The organism is Actinobacillus genomosp. 1 (assembly GCF_029774175.1).
Taxonomy (GTDB): Bacteria; Pseudomonadota; Gammaproteobacteria; order Enterobacterales; family Pasteurellaceae; genus Actinobacillus.
This window is the reverse complement of the sequence record NZ_CP103834.1, coordinates 652442-670090: the sequence shown is the minus strand read 5'-3', so window position 1 is coordinate 670090 and position 17649 is coordinate 652442. Positions and strand designations below refer to the sequence as shown.

General features: G+C 40.0%; 12 protein-coding genes. 5 read left to right on the top strand and 7 right to left on the bottom strand.

The window, feature by feature from the left end; genetic code table 11:
* Positions 1 to 152 precede the first annotated feature (152 nt).
* Positions 153 to 2072, bottom strand: a complete 1920-nt coding sequence (ftsH, locus tag NYR63_RS03105) for an ATP-dependent zinc metalloprotease FtsH (protein WP_279458530.1) — start codon at positions 2070 to 2072, stop codon at positions 153 to 155.
* A gap of 102 nt (positions 2073 to 2174) precedes the next feature.
* The gene (rlmE, locus tag NYR63_RS03100; protein WP_115586956.1) at positions 2175 to 2801 is read right to left on the bottom strand and encodes a 23S rRNA (uridine(2552)-2'-O)-methyltransferase RlmE; all 627 of its coding nucleotides are present in this window, start codon (positions 2799 to 2801) and stop codon (positions 2175 to 2177) included.
* Positions 2802 to 3053: 252 nt separating this feature from the next.
* On the opposite strand from rlmE, the gene guaB reads away from it, so the two are divergent.
* The 3 genes from guaB to guaA all read left to right on the top strand — a co-directional run bounded on the left by guaB (position 3054) and on the right by guaA (position 7914).
* Complete coding sequence (gene guaB / locus NYR63_RS03095) at positions 3054 to 4517, top strand: IMP dehydrogenase (protein WP_279458138.1); 1464 nt, start codon at positions 3054 to 3056, stop codon at positions 4515 to 4517.
* Positions 4518 to 4621: 104 nt separating this feature from the next.
* The gene (locus NYR63_RS03090) at positions 4622 to 6325 is read left to right on the top strand and encodes a type I restriction enzyme HsdR N-terminal domain-containing protein (RefSeq protein ID WP_279458137.1); all 1704 of its coding nucleotides are present in this window, start codon (positions 4622 to 4624) and stop codon (positions 6323 to 6325) included.
* 17 nt (positions 6326 to 6342) lie between these two features.
* Positions 6343 to 7914, top strand: a complete 1572-nt coding sequence (guaA, locus tag NYR63_RS03085; RefSeq protein WP_279458136.1) for a glutamine-hydrolyzing GMP synthase — start codon at positions 6343 to 6345, stop codon at positions 7912 to 7914.
* Positions 7915 to 7993: 79 nt separating this feature from the next.
* Here the strand turns inward: guaA and NYR63_RS03080 are convergent, their stop codons facing one another.
* On the bottom strand, positions 7994 to 9652 hold the full coding sequence (locus NYR63_RS03080) for a phospho-sugar mutase (RefSeq protein WP_279458135.1): 1659 nt from the start codon (positions 9650 to 9652) through the stop codon (positions 7994 to 7996).
* 294 nt (positions 9653 to 9946) lie between these two features.
* Between NYR63_RS03080 and NYR63_RS03075 the strand changes: the two genes are divergently transcribed.
* Positions 9947 to 10567 (top strand): DUF1919 domain-containing protein, encoded by a 621-nt coding sequence (locus NYR63_RS03075; RefSeq protein WP_279458134.1) that lies wholly within the window; start codon positions 9947 to 9949, stop codon positions 10565 to 10567.
* A gap of 4 nt (positions 10568 to 10571) precedes the next feature.
* Entirely contained in the window at positions 10572 to 10886 is a 315-nt protein-coding gene (locus NYR63_RS03070; protein WP_279458133.1) for a CHY zinc finger protein, read from the top strand.
* 124 nt (positions 10887 to 11010) lie between these two features.
* Here the strand turns inward: NYR63_RS03070 and glmU are convergent, their stop codons facing one another.
* From glmU to NYR63_RS03050, 4 genes are all read right to left on the bottom strand, one after another.
* The gene (glmU, locus tag NYR63_RS03065) at positions 11011 to 12375 is read right to left on the bottom strand and encodes a bifunctional UDP-N-acetylglucosamine diphosphorylase/glucosamine-1-phosphate N-acetyltransferase GlmU (protein ID WP_279458132.1); all 1365 of its coding nucleotides are present in this window, start codon (positions 12373 to 12375) and stop codon (positions 11011 to 11013) included.
* 218 nt (positions 12376 to 12593) lie between these two features.
* Positions 12594 to 15713: an efflux RND transporter permease subunit gene (locus NYR63_RS03060; protein ID WP_279458130.1), complete on the bottom strand. Its 3120-nt coding sequence runs from the start codon at positions 15711 to 15713 to the stop codon at positions 12594 to 12596.
* A gap of 12 nt (positions 15714 to 15725) precedes the next feature.
* A complete protein-coding gene (locus NYR63_RS03055) occupies positions 15726 to 16931 on the bottom strand; it encodes an efflux RND transporter periplasmic adaptor subunit (RefSeq protein WP_279458129.1) in 1206 nt (401 codons plus the stop codon).
* Positions 16932 to 16964: 33 nt separating this feature from the next.
* Positions 16965 to 17543, bottom strand: a complete 579-nt coding sequence (locus tag NYR63_RS03050; protein WP_279458128.1) for a TetR/AcrR family transcriptional regulator — start codon at positions 17541 to 17543, stop codon at positions 16965 to 16967.
* Between the last annotated feature and the right edge of the window lie 106 nt (positions 17544 to 17649).

Here is a 17649-nt window from a genome sequence, read left to right as displayed (position 1 = left end):
TTATAATTACACCATTTAAAATCAATATGTTAGCTAAATTTTTTGCTTTGTAAGTTTCCAAAGAAATTCAACCGCTTGGAAAATCAACAATTTGTAAACAAAAAAGCCGAGAAACTTTCGCTTCTCGGCTTCTATTCAGTCATGATGAATAATTAAGCATCAGCCTGTTTATCCGCTACCGCATCGGTATGCGGTACGTCTTTCGACTGTTCCGCATCACTTTTTGGTTCTGCGGCTGAATCGCTGGACGAATTATCGTCACCTTTATCATTCCAACCTGCAGGCTCCCCTACCGGACGGCGATTCATCAAATCATCAATTTGTTTACGATCTAAGGTTTCATATTTTAACAATGCGTCTTTCATCGCATGTAAAATGTCCAAATTGTCTTCTAAGGTTTTTCTCGCACGCTCATAGTTACGGTCGATGATCTTACGCATCTCTTGGTCAATCAGTTTTTGCGACTCTTCCGATACGCCTTTGATTGCTCCCATACCGTCTTCGTTTTGATAGAACAACGGTCCTAACTCTTTAGAGAAGCCCCATTGAGTTACCATTGCACGAGCAATTTGGGTCGCACGGTGAATATCCGAAGACGCGCCGGTGGTAATTTTATCTTCACCAAAAATAAGTCCTTCGGCAATTCGCCCTGCAAATAAGGTTGAAAGCTGGCTTTCCAATTTGGTAAAAGTTTCGCTTACACGGTCACCTTCCGGTAAGAATTGTGCAAAACCAAGTGCTTGACCGCGAGGCACAATCGTTACTTTATTCAGCGGATCGTGTTCCGGCATTAAATAACCGACAATCACGTGACCGGCTTCATGGTAAGCGGTATTCATCAATTCTTTTTCCGTCATCGTATTAGAACGACGTTCCGGCCCCATATTGATTTTATCGCGCGCTTGTTCAAAGTCGTCCATTGTCACGACACGCTGATTCTTACGTGCGGCAAATAATGCCGCTTCATTCACTAAGTTCGCTAACTGCGCCCCCGAATAACCCGGCGTACCACGAGCGACTACCATCGGATCAACATCCGGTGCAAGCGGTACTTTTTTCATATGCACTTTTAAGATTTGCTCACGACCTTTCACGTTCGGTAAATCTACCGTTACTTGACGGTCAAAACGTCCCGGACGCGTTAAAGCATCATCAAGCACATCGGCACGGTTAGTCGCAGCGATAATAATCACGCCTTCCGAACCTTCAAAACCGTCCATCTCAACTAACATTTGGTTAAGCGTTTGTTCGCGCTCATCGTGACCGCCGCTAAAACCGGCACCGCCACGTTTGCGGCCTACCGCATCAATTTCATCGATAAAAATGATACAAGGTGCATTTTTCTTCGCTTGTTCAAAAAGATCACGCACACGAGAAGCACCGACACCGACAAACATTTCTACGAAGTCGGAACCCGCCATCGTAAAGAACGGCACGCCCGCCTCACCGGCAATCGCTTTCGCCAATAATGTTTTACCCGTACCCGGAGGACCGACCATCAAAATACCTTTTGGAATACGTCCGCCCAATTTTTGGAATTTACTCGGGTCTTTTAAGAAGTCCACCACTTCACCGACTTCTTCTTTGGCTTCATCACAGCCCGCAACATCGGTAAAACGTGTTTTAACCTGCTCCGCCGTCAGCATTTTTGCTTTGCTTTTACCAAAGCTCATTGCGCCGCGACCGCCACCGCCTTGCATTTGGCGCATATAGAACAACCAAAAACCGATGAGCATTAACATCGGGAACCATGAAATTAAGATTTGAGAAAGCAAACCGCGACGTTCTTCCGGCTGACCGGTCACCGTCGCATTTGTTTTCGCTAAATCCGCCAATAAATATTCATCGTACATCGGCATCACGGTTTGATATTGCGTACCATCGTTTTTGGTAACGGAAATGGTTTCATCGTTACGTTTGAAATCTACTTCTTTAAGGTTATTCGATTTAATATCGTTCAAGAAAGTTGAATAAGCAACCGTATTGTTGTTACCAAAATTTGAATTAAAGCCTTCAAAAGCAGTCATCAGCACAATAGCTACCACTACCCAAAGGACAATATTTTTAACCATATCGTTCAAGGTTAAGTTCCTCTTTTAGAATAAAAAATTCGTTATCTTAATTTCACACAAGCGGTTGAATTTTGCCAAAAATTCGCAATTTTTAACCGCTTATCAACCTTTATATCCCGTTGCGACAATATAAACTTCTCTTGAACGATCACGAGAAGCTTCAGGCTTACGTACTTTTACCGTACTAAACATTGCACGAATATCTCTTAAATACTCATCAAAACCTTCGCCTTGGAACACTTTGACGACAAAACTACCTTTAGGTGCAAGTACCTGACGGCACATATCTAAAGCCAGCTCCACTAAATACATTGCTCGCGGAATATCTACCGACGGCATACCGCTGAAATTCGGAGCCATATCCGACATCACCACATCGACCATATCGTCACCGACTCGCTCTAATAACGCATTCAGCACCGATTCCTCTCGGAAGTCCCCTTGTAAAAAATCAACACCGACAATCGGGTTCATATCTAAAATATCACAAGCGATGATTCGGCCTTTACTACCGATTTGCGTGACCGCATATTGTGACCAACCGCCCGGTGCCGCACCTAAATCCACCACTGTCATACCCGGCTTGAACAAGCGATCGGTTTGTTGAATTTCATCCAATTTAAAATAAGCGCGAGAACGCAACTTTTGTTTGTGTGCTTTCTGTACGAACTGGTCTTTAAAATGCTCCGCCAACCAGCGAGAGGAACTGGCACTTCGTTTTCTGCCCATTCTCTAATAATCTCTTCTCTAATGTAGCTAAAAAATGTAGTTTATCATAATAAGGACAATTTAGCTCAATTCAAGAGAGAAAAGCTATCGGAAAGTTAAATTTTTGTAATAAATAAAAATATTCATCAAAATTTCAGCAAAAAGCAATCGTTTGCCAAAATTCAAATTTACAAAAAAAGGAAACCTCTGTATAATCCGCTCGCAATTTTTCCCATACCTATTTTTTATTTGAATCTCAAAGGAACTATTGCAATGCTACGTATCAAACAAGAAGCCCTCACATTTGATGATGTTCTTCTAGTCCCTGCACACTCTACCGTGCTTCCGAATACCGCAGATCTTTCAACTCAACTTACTAAAGATATTCGTCTTAATATCCCGATGCTTTCGGCGGCGATGGATACCGTTACCGAAACGAAATTAGCCATTTCTTTAGCACAAGAGGGCGGTATCGGTTTTATCCATAAAAATATGTCGATCGAACGCCAAGCGGATCGCGTACGTAAAGTGAAAAAATTTGAAAGCGGTATCGTTTCCGAACCGGTAACGGTTTCTCCGGATTTAACGCTTGAAGAATTAGCTAAACTGGTGAAGAAAAACGGCTTTGCCGGTTATCCTGTTGTGGACGGTGAAAATAATCTAATCGGTATTATTACCGGACGTGATACACGTTTCGTCAGAGATCTTACTAAAACGGTTGCTAAAGTAATGACGCCTAAAGAACGTTTAGTTACCGTAAAAGAAGGTGCTAGCCGTGAAGAAATTCTTGAGTTAATGCATCAGCATCGTGTTGAAAAAGTATTAATGGTAGATGATAACTTCAAATTAAAAGGTATGATTACCGTTAAAGACTTCCAAAAAGCGGAACAAAAACCGAATGCGTGTAAAGATGAATACGGTCGCTTACGTGTCGGTGCGGCTGTCGGTGCCGGTCCGGGTAATGAAGAGCGTATCGATGCGTTAGTAAAAGCAGGGGTGGATGTATTATTAATCGACTCTTCACACGGTCACTCTGAAGGCGTGTTACAACGTGTACGTGAAACTCGTGCAAAATATCCTAACTTACCAATCGTAGCCGGTAACATTGCAACCGCTGAAGGTGCAATCGCATTAGCGGATGCCGGCGCAAGTGCGGTGAAAGTGGGTATCGGCCCGGGTTCAATCTGTACTACACGTATTGTAACCGGTGTGGGTGTACCGCAAATCACTGCAATCGCAGAAGCGGCGGTGGCATTAGAAGGTCGTGGTATTCCGGTAATCGCCGACGGCGGTATCCGTTACTCCGGCGATATTTCAAAAGCAATCGCAGCGGGCGCAAGCTGTGTAATGGTAGGCTCTATGTTTGCCGGTACGGAAGAAGCACCGGGCGAAATCGAACTTTACCAAGGTCGTGCGTTTAAATCTTACCGTGGGATGGGTTCATTAGGTGCGATGAGTAAAGGTTCTTCAGACCGTTATTTCCAATCGGACAACGCTGCTGACAAATTAGTACCGGAAGGTATCGAAGGACGTATTCCTTACAAAGGTTTCTTAAAAGAAATCATCCACCAACAAATGGGCGGTTTACGTTCTTGCATGGGCTTAACCGGCTCGGCAACTATCGAAGATCTTCGTACTAAAGCACAATTCGTACGTATTAGCGGCGCAGGTATCAAAGAATCACACGTTCACGACGTAACGATTACTAAAGAAGCCCCTAACTATCGTATGGGTTAATTCTTAGGTTATATTGTATAAACTATCTTATGGGGTGGGCTTGCTAGCCCACCTTTTGTGGTAAAAAATTAAGTAAATTATAGAACGCAAAATTGTTGCTATGTATGTTAATTGATAGTGAATTTGATATTAAAACAGCTTTATTAACAAATAAAAATTTATCTCCTCTGACACAAATTGAACTAGAAACTATAACTGAAATTCAAAACCTAGATATTTCAGGGTTCTCAGAAGCTGATGTTCGAGAAGAAATCATAAATCCTATATTAAGAATTCTAGGATATAAAAAAGGACAATATTCATCATTAGATAGAGAAAAACATTTACGTTTTTTTAATGATGAAAAATTTAAGAATAAGTTTATTGATTATAGTGCAACTTTATGGAAGGAATCTTTTTGGATTGTTGAAGCTAAAAAGCCCCTAAATCAGGACAATTTTTCTTTTGAACATTTTCAACAGGCACTAATTTATGCTATTCATCCTGAAATTAATGCTTCAATAATTGTTTTATGTGATGGAAATATCTTTTCAGTATTTGATAGAGAAGAAAATGTTGAGGTTCCAATTTTATCATTTAGAATAAAAGAATTAGTCCAAAATATAGATTCTTTAAGGAAAATTTTATGTCCAGAACATATTTGGTATTTTTATAAAAGAAAGATTCTTCGTTCTATTGATAAAAGTTTTGAAATAGAATTCAACTACAATCGAACTGAAGAATTTTTAAGTATTATAAATAATCGATTTAGGGCAAAAAAAGAACATATCTGGCAGAATCTAAGAAATTTAAAACTATCTAAAAAAGAAAATGAAGAATTTATTAAATGGCTAGATAATTCTTCATCAGATGAAATAATTGATAGCCAATTTTACTGGGGGCAATCTAGATACCATTTGTCGCAAATTAACATTAGATTGGTGAATGGTTATTTAGAGGGAGAAAATTTTAAAATAATGTATAAGTTATTCTCTGATAAGCCTTTCGTTATTAATAATGATTTTTGTGCGAATAGTCTAGTTTTTGTTTTAGATTTATCTAAAAGGACTAACGAGATATATTATTGTCCATCTTGGCTAAGAGAAAATGAAGATAATTTATCTGGTAAAGTATCTATAGAATATTTAATTAAAAGAATGATTCATCACAATTTGACTTATTTTAGCGATGAAAATATTAGAAAAACCATATTATTATTAAGCTCTGCTTTTCTAAGAGTTTCTAAAATACTAGCTGTTTGTTTGCCAATGAACCAAATTGCTGCTAAACATAGTTATTTGTTACAAAGATTTTATGAAACTGAAATATCCTGGCGACAAATAACTTCATCCATTGAAAGTCATCTTGTTTCAAATTATCAAATAGTTTCATTATTATCAACTATAAAATATGTGGAGCATCTGCAAGGGAAAAATGAGCGAGATTTTAAGTTTAATACTGCTCAACAAGGATTGATAGATTTATGGAAGTTAGAAATATCTTTATTAGAGTCTATTCCGAATTATAAGGACCTAGAAAAAGAATTAAATCTAGGAGAATTTTGGGAGCCAAGCCATACCGTAACATTTGATTATCTAGCTCATTATACAGTATGTTTATTACTTCATGATGAAAAATGGAAAAACTATATAGTTAATAACTATAAAAAGGAGTTAACTTTACTTAATTCAATGAACTCTTGGGCTATAGAAAAATTGGATTATTCATTTCCTACATTAAGCGAATCAGATAAAGACACCCTAATCTCAGATAGATTTTTCTTTGGACATAAAGATATTTATCTTAAACTTAAAAGTTTCTACTGTTAAATTAAAAGAGAACTTAAATGAACAACATTCACAATCATAAAATTTTAATTTTGGACTTCGGTTCACAATACACGCAATTAATCGCACGTCGTGTGCGTGAGATTGGGGTTTACTGCGAGCTTTGGGCGTGGGACGTAACCGAAGAACAAATCCGTGAATTTAATCCGACTGGGATTATTCTTTCGGGGGGGCCTGAAAGTACCACCGAAGAAAACAGCCCTCGTGCGCCGGAATATGTGTTCAACGCAGGCGTACCGGTATTAGGTATTTGTTACGGTATGCAAACTATGGCGATGCAATTAGGCGGTTTAACCGAAACCTCTGATCATCGTGAATTCGGCTACGCTTCCGTTGATTTACAAGCAACCGATGCGTTATTTGCAAAATTAAACGATAATTTAACCGCTTCTGAGCCAAAATTAGATGTTTGGATGAGCCACGGCGATAAAGTAACTCGTTTACCACAAGGCTTCCAAATCACCGGTGTAACCCCAACTTGTCCGATTGCAGCAATGTCGGACGAAAGCCGCCGTTTCTACGGTGTACAATTCCATCCGGAAGTAACGCACACGAAAAGCGGTTTAGAACTATTAACTAACTTCGTAGTAGGTATTTGTGGCTGTGAATGTAAATGGACAGCAGAAAATATTATCGAAGATGCTGTCGCTCGTATTAAAGAGCAAGTGGGCGATGACGAAGTGATTTTAGGCTTATCTGGTGGTGTGGATTCATCAGTAACCGCACTTCTTCTACATCGCGCAATCGGCAAAAACTTACACTGCGTATTCGTAGATAATGGTTTACTTCGTTTAAACGAAGGCGATCAAGTGATGGAAATGTTTGGCGATAAATTCGGTTTAAACATCATTCGTGTAAATGCCGAAGACCGTTTCTTAAATGCTTTAAAAGGCATTGATGAACCGGAAGCAAAACGTAAAACCATTGGTAAAGTGTTTGTCGATGTATTCGATGATGAATCGAAAAAACTGACATCAGTAAAATGGTTAGCACAAGGCACAATCTACCCTGACGTTATCGAATCTGCTGCAAGCAAAACCGGTAAAGCGCACGTGATTAAATCTCACCACAACGTAGGCGGCTTACCGGATTATATGAAACTCGGTTTAGTTGAGCCGTTACGTGAATTATTTAAAGATGAAGTACGTAAAATCGGTTTAGCACTTGGTTTACCGGCAGAAATGCTTAATCGCCATCCATTCCCAGGTCCTGGCTTAGGCGTGCGTGTGTTAGGTGAAATCAAGAAAGAATACTGTGATTTACTCCGTAAAGCAGATGCAATCTTTATCGAAGAGCTATACAAAGCGGATTGGTATTACAAAGTAAGCCAAGCGTTCACCGTATTCCTTCCAGTGAAATCGGTGGGTGTAATGGGTGACGGTCGTAAATACGACTGGGTTGTTTCACTCCGTGCCGTGGAAACTATCGACTTTATGACCGCACATTGGGCGCATTTACCATACGATTTACTCGGTAAAATCTCAAACCGTATTATCAATGAAGTAAACGGTATTTCCCGCGTAGTGTATGACGTTTCAGGCAAACCACCTGCAACGATTGAGTGGGAATAAGAATTCGCTTTTCAATTGATTTCAACTCATTTTAAAGATAGTTTAAAGCCCTGTGATTACAGGGCTTTCTTCATACTAATTAGCAATCTTGTTTGCCGTATTGCTCTTGGCGTAGCAATTCACGTACGCTTTCATCGAATTGGCTTAATACTTTATCTGCATCTGCCGCATCTTTACCTTTCGCATCTAAGTAGAACTTAATTTTCGGTTCTGTGCCTGACGGACGAGTAATTAAACGGCTGCCATTTTCTAATACAAATACAAGAATATCGCTTTGGCGATCCGTTTTCGTATGGTCAATTAATTGCGCTACGTTGAAACCACCGATTGCGCTTGGTGGGTTGTTACGTAATGCCGTCATTAATTTACCAATTTCAGATAAATCGCTAACACGAATTGAAATTTGACCGCTTACATAAGCACCGAATTCATCATTGAAATCGTTGATTGCGTCTTGCAACGTTTTACCTTGTGCTTTTAAGTTACGAATAAAGTCTAAGAATACAATAGCCGCTGAAATACCGTCTTTATCACGTACTTTGTCCGGATCAACCAAATAGCCTAACGCTTCTTCAAAACCGAATAATAAGCCGTTTACTTTACCGATATATTTAAAGCCGGTTAAGGTTTCTTCCGATTGTAAACCGTATTTTTTCGCAATTTCAGCCAATGCCGGTGAAGATACTAATGAGCAAGCTAATACGCCTTGTTTACCTTGTGCGTGATACTGCTTAGCCAAATACCAACCTAATAAGCAGCCTACAACGTTACCGTGTAAACCTTTCCAGTTGCCTTGCGCATCCGGCATTGCCACCGCTAAACGGTCTGCGTCCGGGTCGTTTGCAATGATAAATTCCGCATTTTTCTCTTTCGCTAATTTAATTGCTAAGTCTAGTGCACCTTTTTCTTCCGGATTTGGGAAATTCACGGTTGGGAAAGAACCGTCCGGTTGAATTTGTTCTGCAACTAAATGCGGTTGTGGTAAGCCGGCTTTTTCTAACGTTTTGCTTAACACTTCATAACCAACACCGTGCATTGCGGTATAAACATAGTTAATCTCTGCTGCCGGTTCTTTCGCTAATGCGGCTGTTTTCGCAATATATGCATTCACAATTTCATCATCTAATACGGTGAAATTTTGGCTACGTGGTAGATCCGCAATATTACCCGCCGCCACTTTATCAATTAACGCAGCAATATCTTTATCAGCCGGTGAAACAATTTGACCGCCGCTGTTTGCTTTACCTAAATACACTTTATAACCGTTATCTTCCGGTGGGTTATGGCTTGCAGTTACCATCACACCCGCTGTGGTATCAAAATATTTAATTGCATACGCAAGCACCGGTGTTGGTAATTTGCGAGGTAATAAGTAAGCTTTGATACCTGCGCCCGCCATAATTTCCGCCGTATCACGTGCAAATACGTCCGAATTTTTACGACCGTCATAACCAATAACAATTGAAGGTTCTTTATCATAGCCTTTCAAGTAATCCGCTAAACCGCCGGCAGCCTGAGCCACTAATACGCGGTTCATTCCCATAGAACCTGCTTGTAAACGACCACGTAATCCGGCCGTACCGAATTGTAAACGTCCGTCAAAACGAGCGGTTAGTTCCGCTAACGATTTTTCATCTCCTGCCTGTGCCGCATCGATAAGTTGCGCTAATTCAGCTCGAGTTTCTTGATCCGGATCTTGTGCCAACCAATTTTGGGCGATAGTAAAAATTGTACTCATAGCAATTCCTTATACTAAAAAATAATGAATAAAACATATATAGCCTAACGGAAAATAGCATAAATAAAAATGATTTATTGCATCTTTTTAGTCAGTTTGTGATCTGTTTCTCAAATAACCGTCAAGCAAACGGTTGCGAGCTATCCGAATGAAAAATAAGACTTTTTAGACTAACCAAATTTTTATACGGCTATTGAATTTATGAGAATTTACTAACCGATTAAATGTCATATTGTTCTAGCAATTAAATTTTCTATAATATACCCAATATATTCTTACTAATGAGAGATAATCATGTTAAAACTCGCAAAAAAAGCACTCAACAAATTTCTACGTAAAACTATCAATAATCAAAACCGACAACAGTTACAAAACCACACAATGTCGGTACTCTCCATTAACTGTAACGGTGCGTTTATTCTGCATGATTTAAACGAACAATTTCGTTCTCCGTTTGTAAACTTATATCTCTCGCCGACTGATTTCCTCAAATATCTAAAAAATATACCGCATTATATGCAGGCTGAACTGACCTTTATTACATCTGAAAAGAACTATCCGGTGGGTAAATTAGATGATCTCACAATTCATTTTATGCACTATCATTCAGAACAAGAGGCGGCAAATAAATGGGCGGAACGCACTAAACGGATTAATTTAGATAACCTGTTTGTGATGATGACCGATCGTGACGGCTGTACTTACCAAGATTTGCAAGAATTTGACCGCTTACCGTTTGAAAATAAAGTGGTATTTACCCATAAAGCTTATCCGGAGTTGAAATCGGCTTTTTATATCAAAGGCTTTGAAAATCAAACGCAAGTCGGTGATTTATTTGAGTTTTCCGGTTGGAACGGTAAGAAATATTATGACCAGCTAGATTATGTGAATTGGTTTAACGGGAAAGGATTCTAAGGTTATGTTTAAAGTTTACGGTTTAACCGTAGATAATCAGACGCGCTGTCAGCATTATCATTCCGTGCTGGATATTATCGCCATCAAGTTTAAATGTTGTGATAAATTTTACCCTTGCTATCAATGCCACCAAGCCTGTGAAACGCACCCTATTGAACGTTGGAAAACAACTGAATTTGATCAGGCGGCGATTTTATGCGGTAATTGCCAACAAACGCTGACCATTCGGCAATATATGCAGGTTACACATTGCCCTTATTGCCAAGCACAATTCAATAGCGGCTGTCAGAAACATTATTCGATCTATTTTGAGGTGTGAGTCTAAAGCCTACTGATTATTCGCAATAGAATAGATATAAATATCAGAACAACAAGCGGTCGTTTTTGCAAAAAAATCTGCCAAAACGACCGCCTGTTAAATTACGGATATGAATAACTAAGAACTATTTTTTCTTAGTAGGACGCTGCCAACCTTGAATGTGGCGTTGTGGTACACGGCTAATCACTAACTCGTTTTCCGCTACATCTTTGGTAATGGTTGCACCTGCACCGATAGTTGCGCCGTCAGCAATGGTAACCGGGGCAACTAATTGGCTGTCCGATCCGACAAACACATTGTTACCGATAACCGTTTTAAATTTGTTTGCCCCATCATAGTTACAAGTAATTACACCGGCACCGATATTACAATTGCTACCTACTTCCGCATCACCGACATAGGTTAAATGGTTTACTTTTGAACCTTTACCTACTTGAGCATTTTTAATCTCAACGAAGTTACCTACATGGGTTTCTTCCGCAAGATTTGCACCCGGACGTAAGCGAGAGAACGGGCCGATTTGTGCCGCTTTGCCCACTACCGCATCTTCAATCACAGAATATGGTTTAATTTCTACATCATCGCCAATTTCACAGTTTTTAAGTACACAACCTGCACCGATACGCACACGATTACCCAGTTTTACTTCGCCTTCGATAATTACGTTCACATCAATTTCCACATCTTTACCGTGAGTTAAGCTGCCACGAATATCAAAACGAGCCGGATCAATTAAACGTACACCGGCTAACAGTAATTTCTCCGCTTGTGTTTTTTGGTAGAAACGTTCTAATGCCGCAAGTTGTAAACGGTTGTTAGCTCCTTCAACTTCCATAAATTCGCTGGCTTGTACCGCTTGTACTTTATAACCGTCTTGATTTGCCATTGCGATAACATCCGTAATATAGTATTCGCCTTGTGCATTATTGTTATTCAAATTAGCAAGCCATTTTTTGAAACTGGCACCGCTTGCAACCATTACACCGGTATTCACTTCACGAATTTTTAATTGTTCCTCATTCGCATCTTTTTGCTCTACGATCGCAACCACAGAACCGTTTTCACGAATAATGCGTCCGTAACCGGTCGGATTTTCTAATTCTACGGTTAATAATGCAATACCGTTTTCCGGTTTGGCTGCAATTAAACGTTCTAGGGTTTCTTTAGTAATTAACGGTGCATCACCGTAAAGCATTAAAATATTTTCATCATCGGCAAAAAACGGTGCGGCTTGTTGCATCGCATGACCTGTACCTAATTGCTCTGCTTGTAATACCCAGTTTACCGGCTCGGCACTTAAGCGTTGTTGTAATAATTCGCCACCGTGGCCATAAATTAAATGAATTTGTTTAGCATCGATCTGCTTTGCCGTATCAATCACATGTTTAACCATCGGCTTGCCTGCAACGGTGTGAAGCACTTTGGGCAAATCAGAATACATACGAGTACCTTTACCCGCGGCTAAAATTACTACGCTTAGTTGAGTCATTGTGTAATCCCTTAATGAATTGAATAAATACTATAATATTGTAATAGAAAAACGTCATAAACAGAATGAACTACATATTGCTAAAATACGTTTTCTTCATGTTTATTAATTTTTGATATAAATTCGTTCGATTAGTTCTGGAACTTCTGCGATTTTATTGATTAAAAGATATAAAAAAGCTCCGACGCATTGACGGAGCTTTTCAACCATTTAATCAATTACATACCGGTATGCTCGATTTTTTCTACGGATGCTTTAGCATATTTTTCTTCGTCAAATTCACGAAGCGGTTTATGCTCTTGTCCTAAGAAGGTATAAATTACCGGCAGTACGAACAAGGTAAATAATGTACCGATACTTAAACCGGCAACAATCACCATCCCCATACTGAAACGAGCAATAGCTCCCGCGCCCATTGCAAACAATAACGGGATCAAACCGGCTACCATTGCTGCGGTCGTCATCATAATCGGACGTAAACGAATCGTTGCAGAGTGAACAATCGCCTCAAAACGAGATAACCCGTTGTTTAATTGCTCTTCTTTCGCCACTTCACACATTAAGATACCGTGTTTGGTAATTAATCCGACTAAGGTTACTAAGCCTACCTGAGAGTAAATATTCAAGGTCGCACCGGCTTTTCCGGCAATTCCCAGAACATTCATCACGACTAATGCACCACTTAATGCCAATGGTACCGAAACCAAAATTACCATCGGATCACGCCAAGATTCAAACTGAATCGCAAGTACAAGGTAGATAATTACAACCGCTAAGGCAAATGTCATTGCCATTGCATTACCTTCTTGGACATACTGACGCGCTTCGGATTTGAAGTCGTACTGATAACCTTTCGGCAAACTACGATCAAGTTCTGCTTTCGCCCAATTTACCGCATCACCGATTGAACTGGATACTACACCGGAAATCGTTGCAGAATTTAACTGGTTCATTCTAGGTAATGCCGCAGGCTCGGTTGATAATTCTAAGGAAACAAATGAACTAAGCGGTACGGACTCCCCTTTTGCCGTCGTGACATAATAATTCACTAAATCTTGAGGATTTAATCGGTCTTGACGGATCGCCTGCGATACAATCGGATAAGCACGGGAATCAATATCAACACGCGTAATAATCGCACCGGATAAATACGCACCCAGTGTACTACTTACTTGTTGCATTGTTACACCGTAAGTTCCCATTTTTTCACGATCAAATTTCCATTTCATCGTTACCGTATCGAATTTTAAGTCCAAACTTGAGAAAAAGAATTGACCCGAGGCTTGCGCCTTTCTTAAAAATTCATTTGCTACATCGGCTAATTTCACATAATTATCCGCAGTCGTAATTACGAGTGAGAAAGGTAAACCGTTTTCGCCGGTTGAAATTTCCGGGAAAGAAATTGCATTAATATCCATACCGACTACATTTTTCGCAATTGCGGAAACATCTGCGGAAATCGGCTTACGTTCGCGCTCACGTTCGTTCCAGTCTTTCAATGAAATAATCGATAACGCGCTGTTTGCACCGTTAAAACCGGAAACAGTCATCATTGAGGCGACTTCCGGAATTTTACCTACTTCTTCATTAAATTTCTCTGTTGCCGCTTGCGTATAATCTAAGTTGGTATTTGACGGACCGTTACCGATACCTACCACGAAACCACGGTCTTCCGTCGGTGCAACTTCGCTAGAAAGAGAGGTTAATAACGTCGGTAATACCGCAAAAATACTAATTGCAAAGATAACCACTAACCAACGGACCGCCATTACCCCTCTTAACATATTGGTATAGCAGCTAGTCATTTTATCTAACATCGTATTAATACTTTTTGAGAAACGACTTTCATTTTCTTCATTATGCTCTTTTAATACTCGGCTAGACATCATCGGTGATAGCGTTAATGCCGCAATCCCCGAGATAAATACCGCACCGGCAAGTGTTAAAGCAAACTCTTTAAATAAAGAACCTGTTACGCCTTCCATTAATGCCATCGGAGAATATACCGCCGCCAGCGTAATCGTCATTGAAATTACCGGTAAGGCGATTTCTCGTGTTCCGATAATTGCCGCATCAAACGGAGACTTGCCTTCTTTTACGTGACGTTCAACGTTTTCCAATACCACAATCGCATCATCAACCACCAACCCGATTGCCAGTACCAACGCCAATAAGGTTAATAAGTTAATAGAAAATCCGAACATTTGCAGGAAGAACAACACTCCGATTAATGAAATCGGAATAGTAATGATCGGCACAATCATTGCACGTAATGATCCCAAGAAAAGGATAATTACCGCTAATACGATAACAGTTGCTTCACCAATCGTCTTAATTACTTCATTAATCGAACTGTTAATCGCAATTGTTTTATCATACATAATCTGACCGTTCATTGAGGACGGTAAATTCTTGGTGATAATGTCAAATACCGGATAAATATCTTTTGCAACAGTCAGTGAGTTTGCTGTCGTTGCAGCACTCACGGCTAAAACGACCGCTTCTTTACCGTCAGCGATTGCTCGAGAAGCATCTTGATATTTATCTAATTCAACTTTGGCAATATCTTTCAGTTTGATAATTCGCCCGTCAGATGTGGTTGAAATCGTTACGTTTTCTAACTCTTCAACCGACGGTGTACTGGATTCCACTTTGTTTTTATAAACCGTGTAATAACCGTTCGCATTACCTGCCGCCGTATTTAAGTTATTCGCACTTAATGCAGATAACACCGCCGCACCAGAAAGATTATTACCCGCCATTTTATCCGGGTCTAACCAAATACGTAAACCGAAGTTCGCCGCACCGAAAATATCAACACTAGAAACCCCGTTTACCGTAAAGAACTGAGGTTTTACTACTCGGTTGATATAGTCGGTAATTTGCGGTGTCGAAAGCTCGTCAGATACAAAACGAATATACATTAACGCATCATTCGAACCTGAAGAAACGCTAATAGACGGATCATCAATACCACTCGGTAAGTTAGCACGAATCGCATTTACTTTCGCCGAAATATCCGCTAACGCCATTTGCGGATTGGTATTTAACTTCATCTTAATTGTAGTCGTTGAAGTACTCGGACTACTTGATGAGGTTACATAGTCGATATTATCCGCTTGCGCTACCGCTTCTTCAATCTGAGATGTTACCAATGCCTGCATAAGGCTTGCATCCGCACCCGAATAATTAACTTTTACCGTGACAATGGAAATCGTCATTTCAGGATATTCGCGTACTTGAAGTTTGTTGATAGATTGCAGCCCCAAAATTGTAATCAGCAAACTAATACAAACGGCAAGTACCGGACGTTTAATAAAAATATCAGTAAATTTCATTGATGACCTCAATTAAAGTCTGCTTTCTTTAGCGGGTTGAGTAACACCGACCGCTTCTTGATCAGACACCATAACGAGTGCATTATTGCTTAAACGTTGGAAACCGCCGGTCACAATTAAATCGCCGGCTCTTACACCCTTAGCTAATTGTGCATAAATACCGCTACGGTCTAATGTTTTCACTTCAACCTGTTTTGCTCGATACATTTTGCTTACATTTAATTTCGGATTCTGTTCCGCCATTTTGGTCGCTAATTGTTTATCTTCGTCAGAAAGCGGTTGTAAAACATAAAGTGTTTCACCATACATGGTGTAAGTTACCGCAATTTGCGGTACGACAATTTGATCTTTCTCGGTCGGTAACGCTACATTCAAACGAGCAAACATTCCCGATAACAATTTATTCTGATTTTCAGTAATTACCGCTTCTACATTAATTAAACCGGTAGTGTGATCAACCGCCGGATCAATAGCGACGATACTTGCCGGGAAAGTTTGTCCGGGTAAAGCATCAACCACCGCCGTCACTTTTTGCCCTACAATAATTTTTTCCACATCGGTTTGCGGTAAGGTAAAACGCACTTTCATTGAACTTTGATCTTCAACACGTACAATTTCCGTACCGGTCGTAATATATTGCCCTACGTTTACATTCACGATACCGGCAAGGCCGCTAAACGGCGCATACACTTTGCGACGACTGATTGAAGCCTTTAATGACTCGATATTTGCCAATAATTGGTTATAAGTCGATTGGGCATTATCGAATTCCGCTTTAGATGCACTGTTTGATGCGACAAGATTACGATAACGCTCATAATTGGCTTTAGCATTCGGTAATTGTGCTTGTGAAGCGCGTAAAGTGGCTTCCTCTACCGCACTATCAAATTCCACTAACAAATCACCCTTGTTCACTCTTTGCCCTGAACGTACATGTACTTTAGTTACCGTACCCGATGCCTCGGCACTTAACATCGCACCTTGATTGGGTCTGATATAACCGACAGCGGAAATACTCGGTGTCCATTCTCGCGTTGAAATCATCATCGCCGTAATTTCACTTACGGTTTCCGGCATATTTGCCGCTGCTTCCGCTTTCTTACCCGCAATAAATTTCTGCATTCCCGCTACCCCAACAAAGGCAACAAGTACAACAACTAGGGTTATTGCAATTAGAAACTTTCTGCCTTTACCGGGCTGTTGTTTTTCTGTCGTCATAGTCTCTCCGTAAAAATAAAATGAAAAACTTCCTTAGCAAGCAATCGCTTTCCAAGTCCGTAATATAGTTTCCTCGAAAAATTCAGTTGATACGGATTCTTGCTTAACCTGTTCTAAATAAGCAATATCCGTAGCGACCCCGATACTCATACAATAAAGTAAATCGTTAGGAAGCGGTATAATTACACCTTGCTTTTTCCCTTCCTCAACAAACTGATTCCAAATAAATTCGGGATCATTCATGATTCTGCACAAAATACTATTAAAACCTAGCATCGCTTGATACTGAGATAAATTTGCCGCAATAATGGGATTATCCGTAAGAAAATGCCTCTTTTTATTCCAAATCTCTCGATATTGTTCAAAAAACGGGGTGCTCGGATTAAACTTAATATTCACATAACGATAATATCGTTCATGGAGCTGTTCCGCCAAACAATTCAGTAACTCATCTTTCGTTTTAAAATAGAGATACAGCGTGCCTGTCGCTATCCCGGCTTCGCCGGCGATTTTCCTCATTGATAGATTTTGTAAACCTTCCTTTGCAATGAGTAACTCCGCTGCTGATAAAATCTGCTGCGCCATATCATTCAGCTTCTCTTTCTTCGACATAGAATCTCCCATTCACCACATAATGAACAAGCGTTCATTTTATATTTATTCATTTCAATAAGCAAAGAAAAATTATGCCGTAAGAGATAATAACGAGAGATCTTTT

Coding starts and splice junctions, on each gene's coding strand:
- NYR63_RS03080 (WP_279458135.1), bottom strand. CDS start 9,652: ATGAGTACAATTTTTACTATCGCCCAAAATTGGTTGGCACAAGATCCG.
- NYR63_RS03060 (WP_279458130.1), bottom strand. CDS start 15,713: ATGAAATTTACTGATATTTTTATTAAACGTCCGGTACTTGCCGTTTGT.
- NYR63_RS03050 (WP_279458128.1), bottom strand. CDS start 17,543: ATGTCGAAGAAAGAGAAGCTGAATGATATGGCGCAGCAGATTTTATCA.
- NYR63_RS03075 (WP_279458134.1), top strand. CDS start 9,947: ATGTTAAAACTCGCAAAAAAAGCACTCAACAAATTTCTACGTAAAACT.
- rlmE (WP_115586956.1), bottom strand. CDS start 2,801: ATGGGCAGAAAACGAAGTGCCAGTTCCTCTCGCTGGTTGGCGGAGCAT.
- ftsH (WP_279458530.1), bottom strand. CDS start 2,072: ATGGTTAAAAATATTGTCCTTTGGGTAGTGGTAGCTATTGTGCTGATG.
- NYR63_RS03070 (WP_279458133.1), top strand. CDS start 10,572: ATGTTTAAAGTTTACGGTTTAACCGTAGATAATCAGACGCGCTGTCAG.
- NYR63_RS03090 (WP_279458137.1), top strand. CDS start 4,622: ATGTTAATTGATAGTGAATTTGATATTAAAACAGCTTTATTAACAAAT.
- NYR63_RS03055 (WP_279458129.1), bottom strand. CDS start 16,931: ATGACGACAGAAAAACAACAGCCCGGTAAAGGCAGAAAGTTTCTAATT.
- guaA (WP_279458136.1), top strand. CDS start 6,343: ATGAACAACATTCACAATCATAAAATTTTAATTTTGGACTTCGGTTCA.
- glmU (WP_279458132.1), bottom strand. CDS start 12,375: ATGACTCAACTAAGCGTAGTAATTTTAGCCGCGGGTAAAGGTACTCGT.
- guaB (WP_279458138.1), top strand. CDS start 3,054: ATGCTACGTATCAAACAAGAAGCCCTCACATTTGATGATGTTCTTCTA.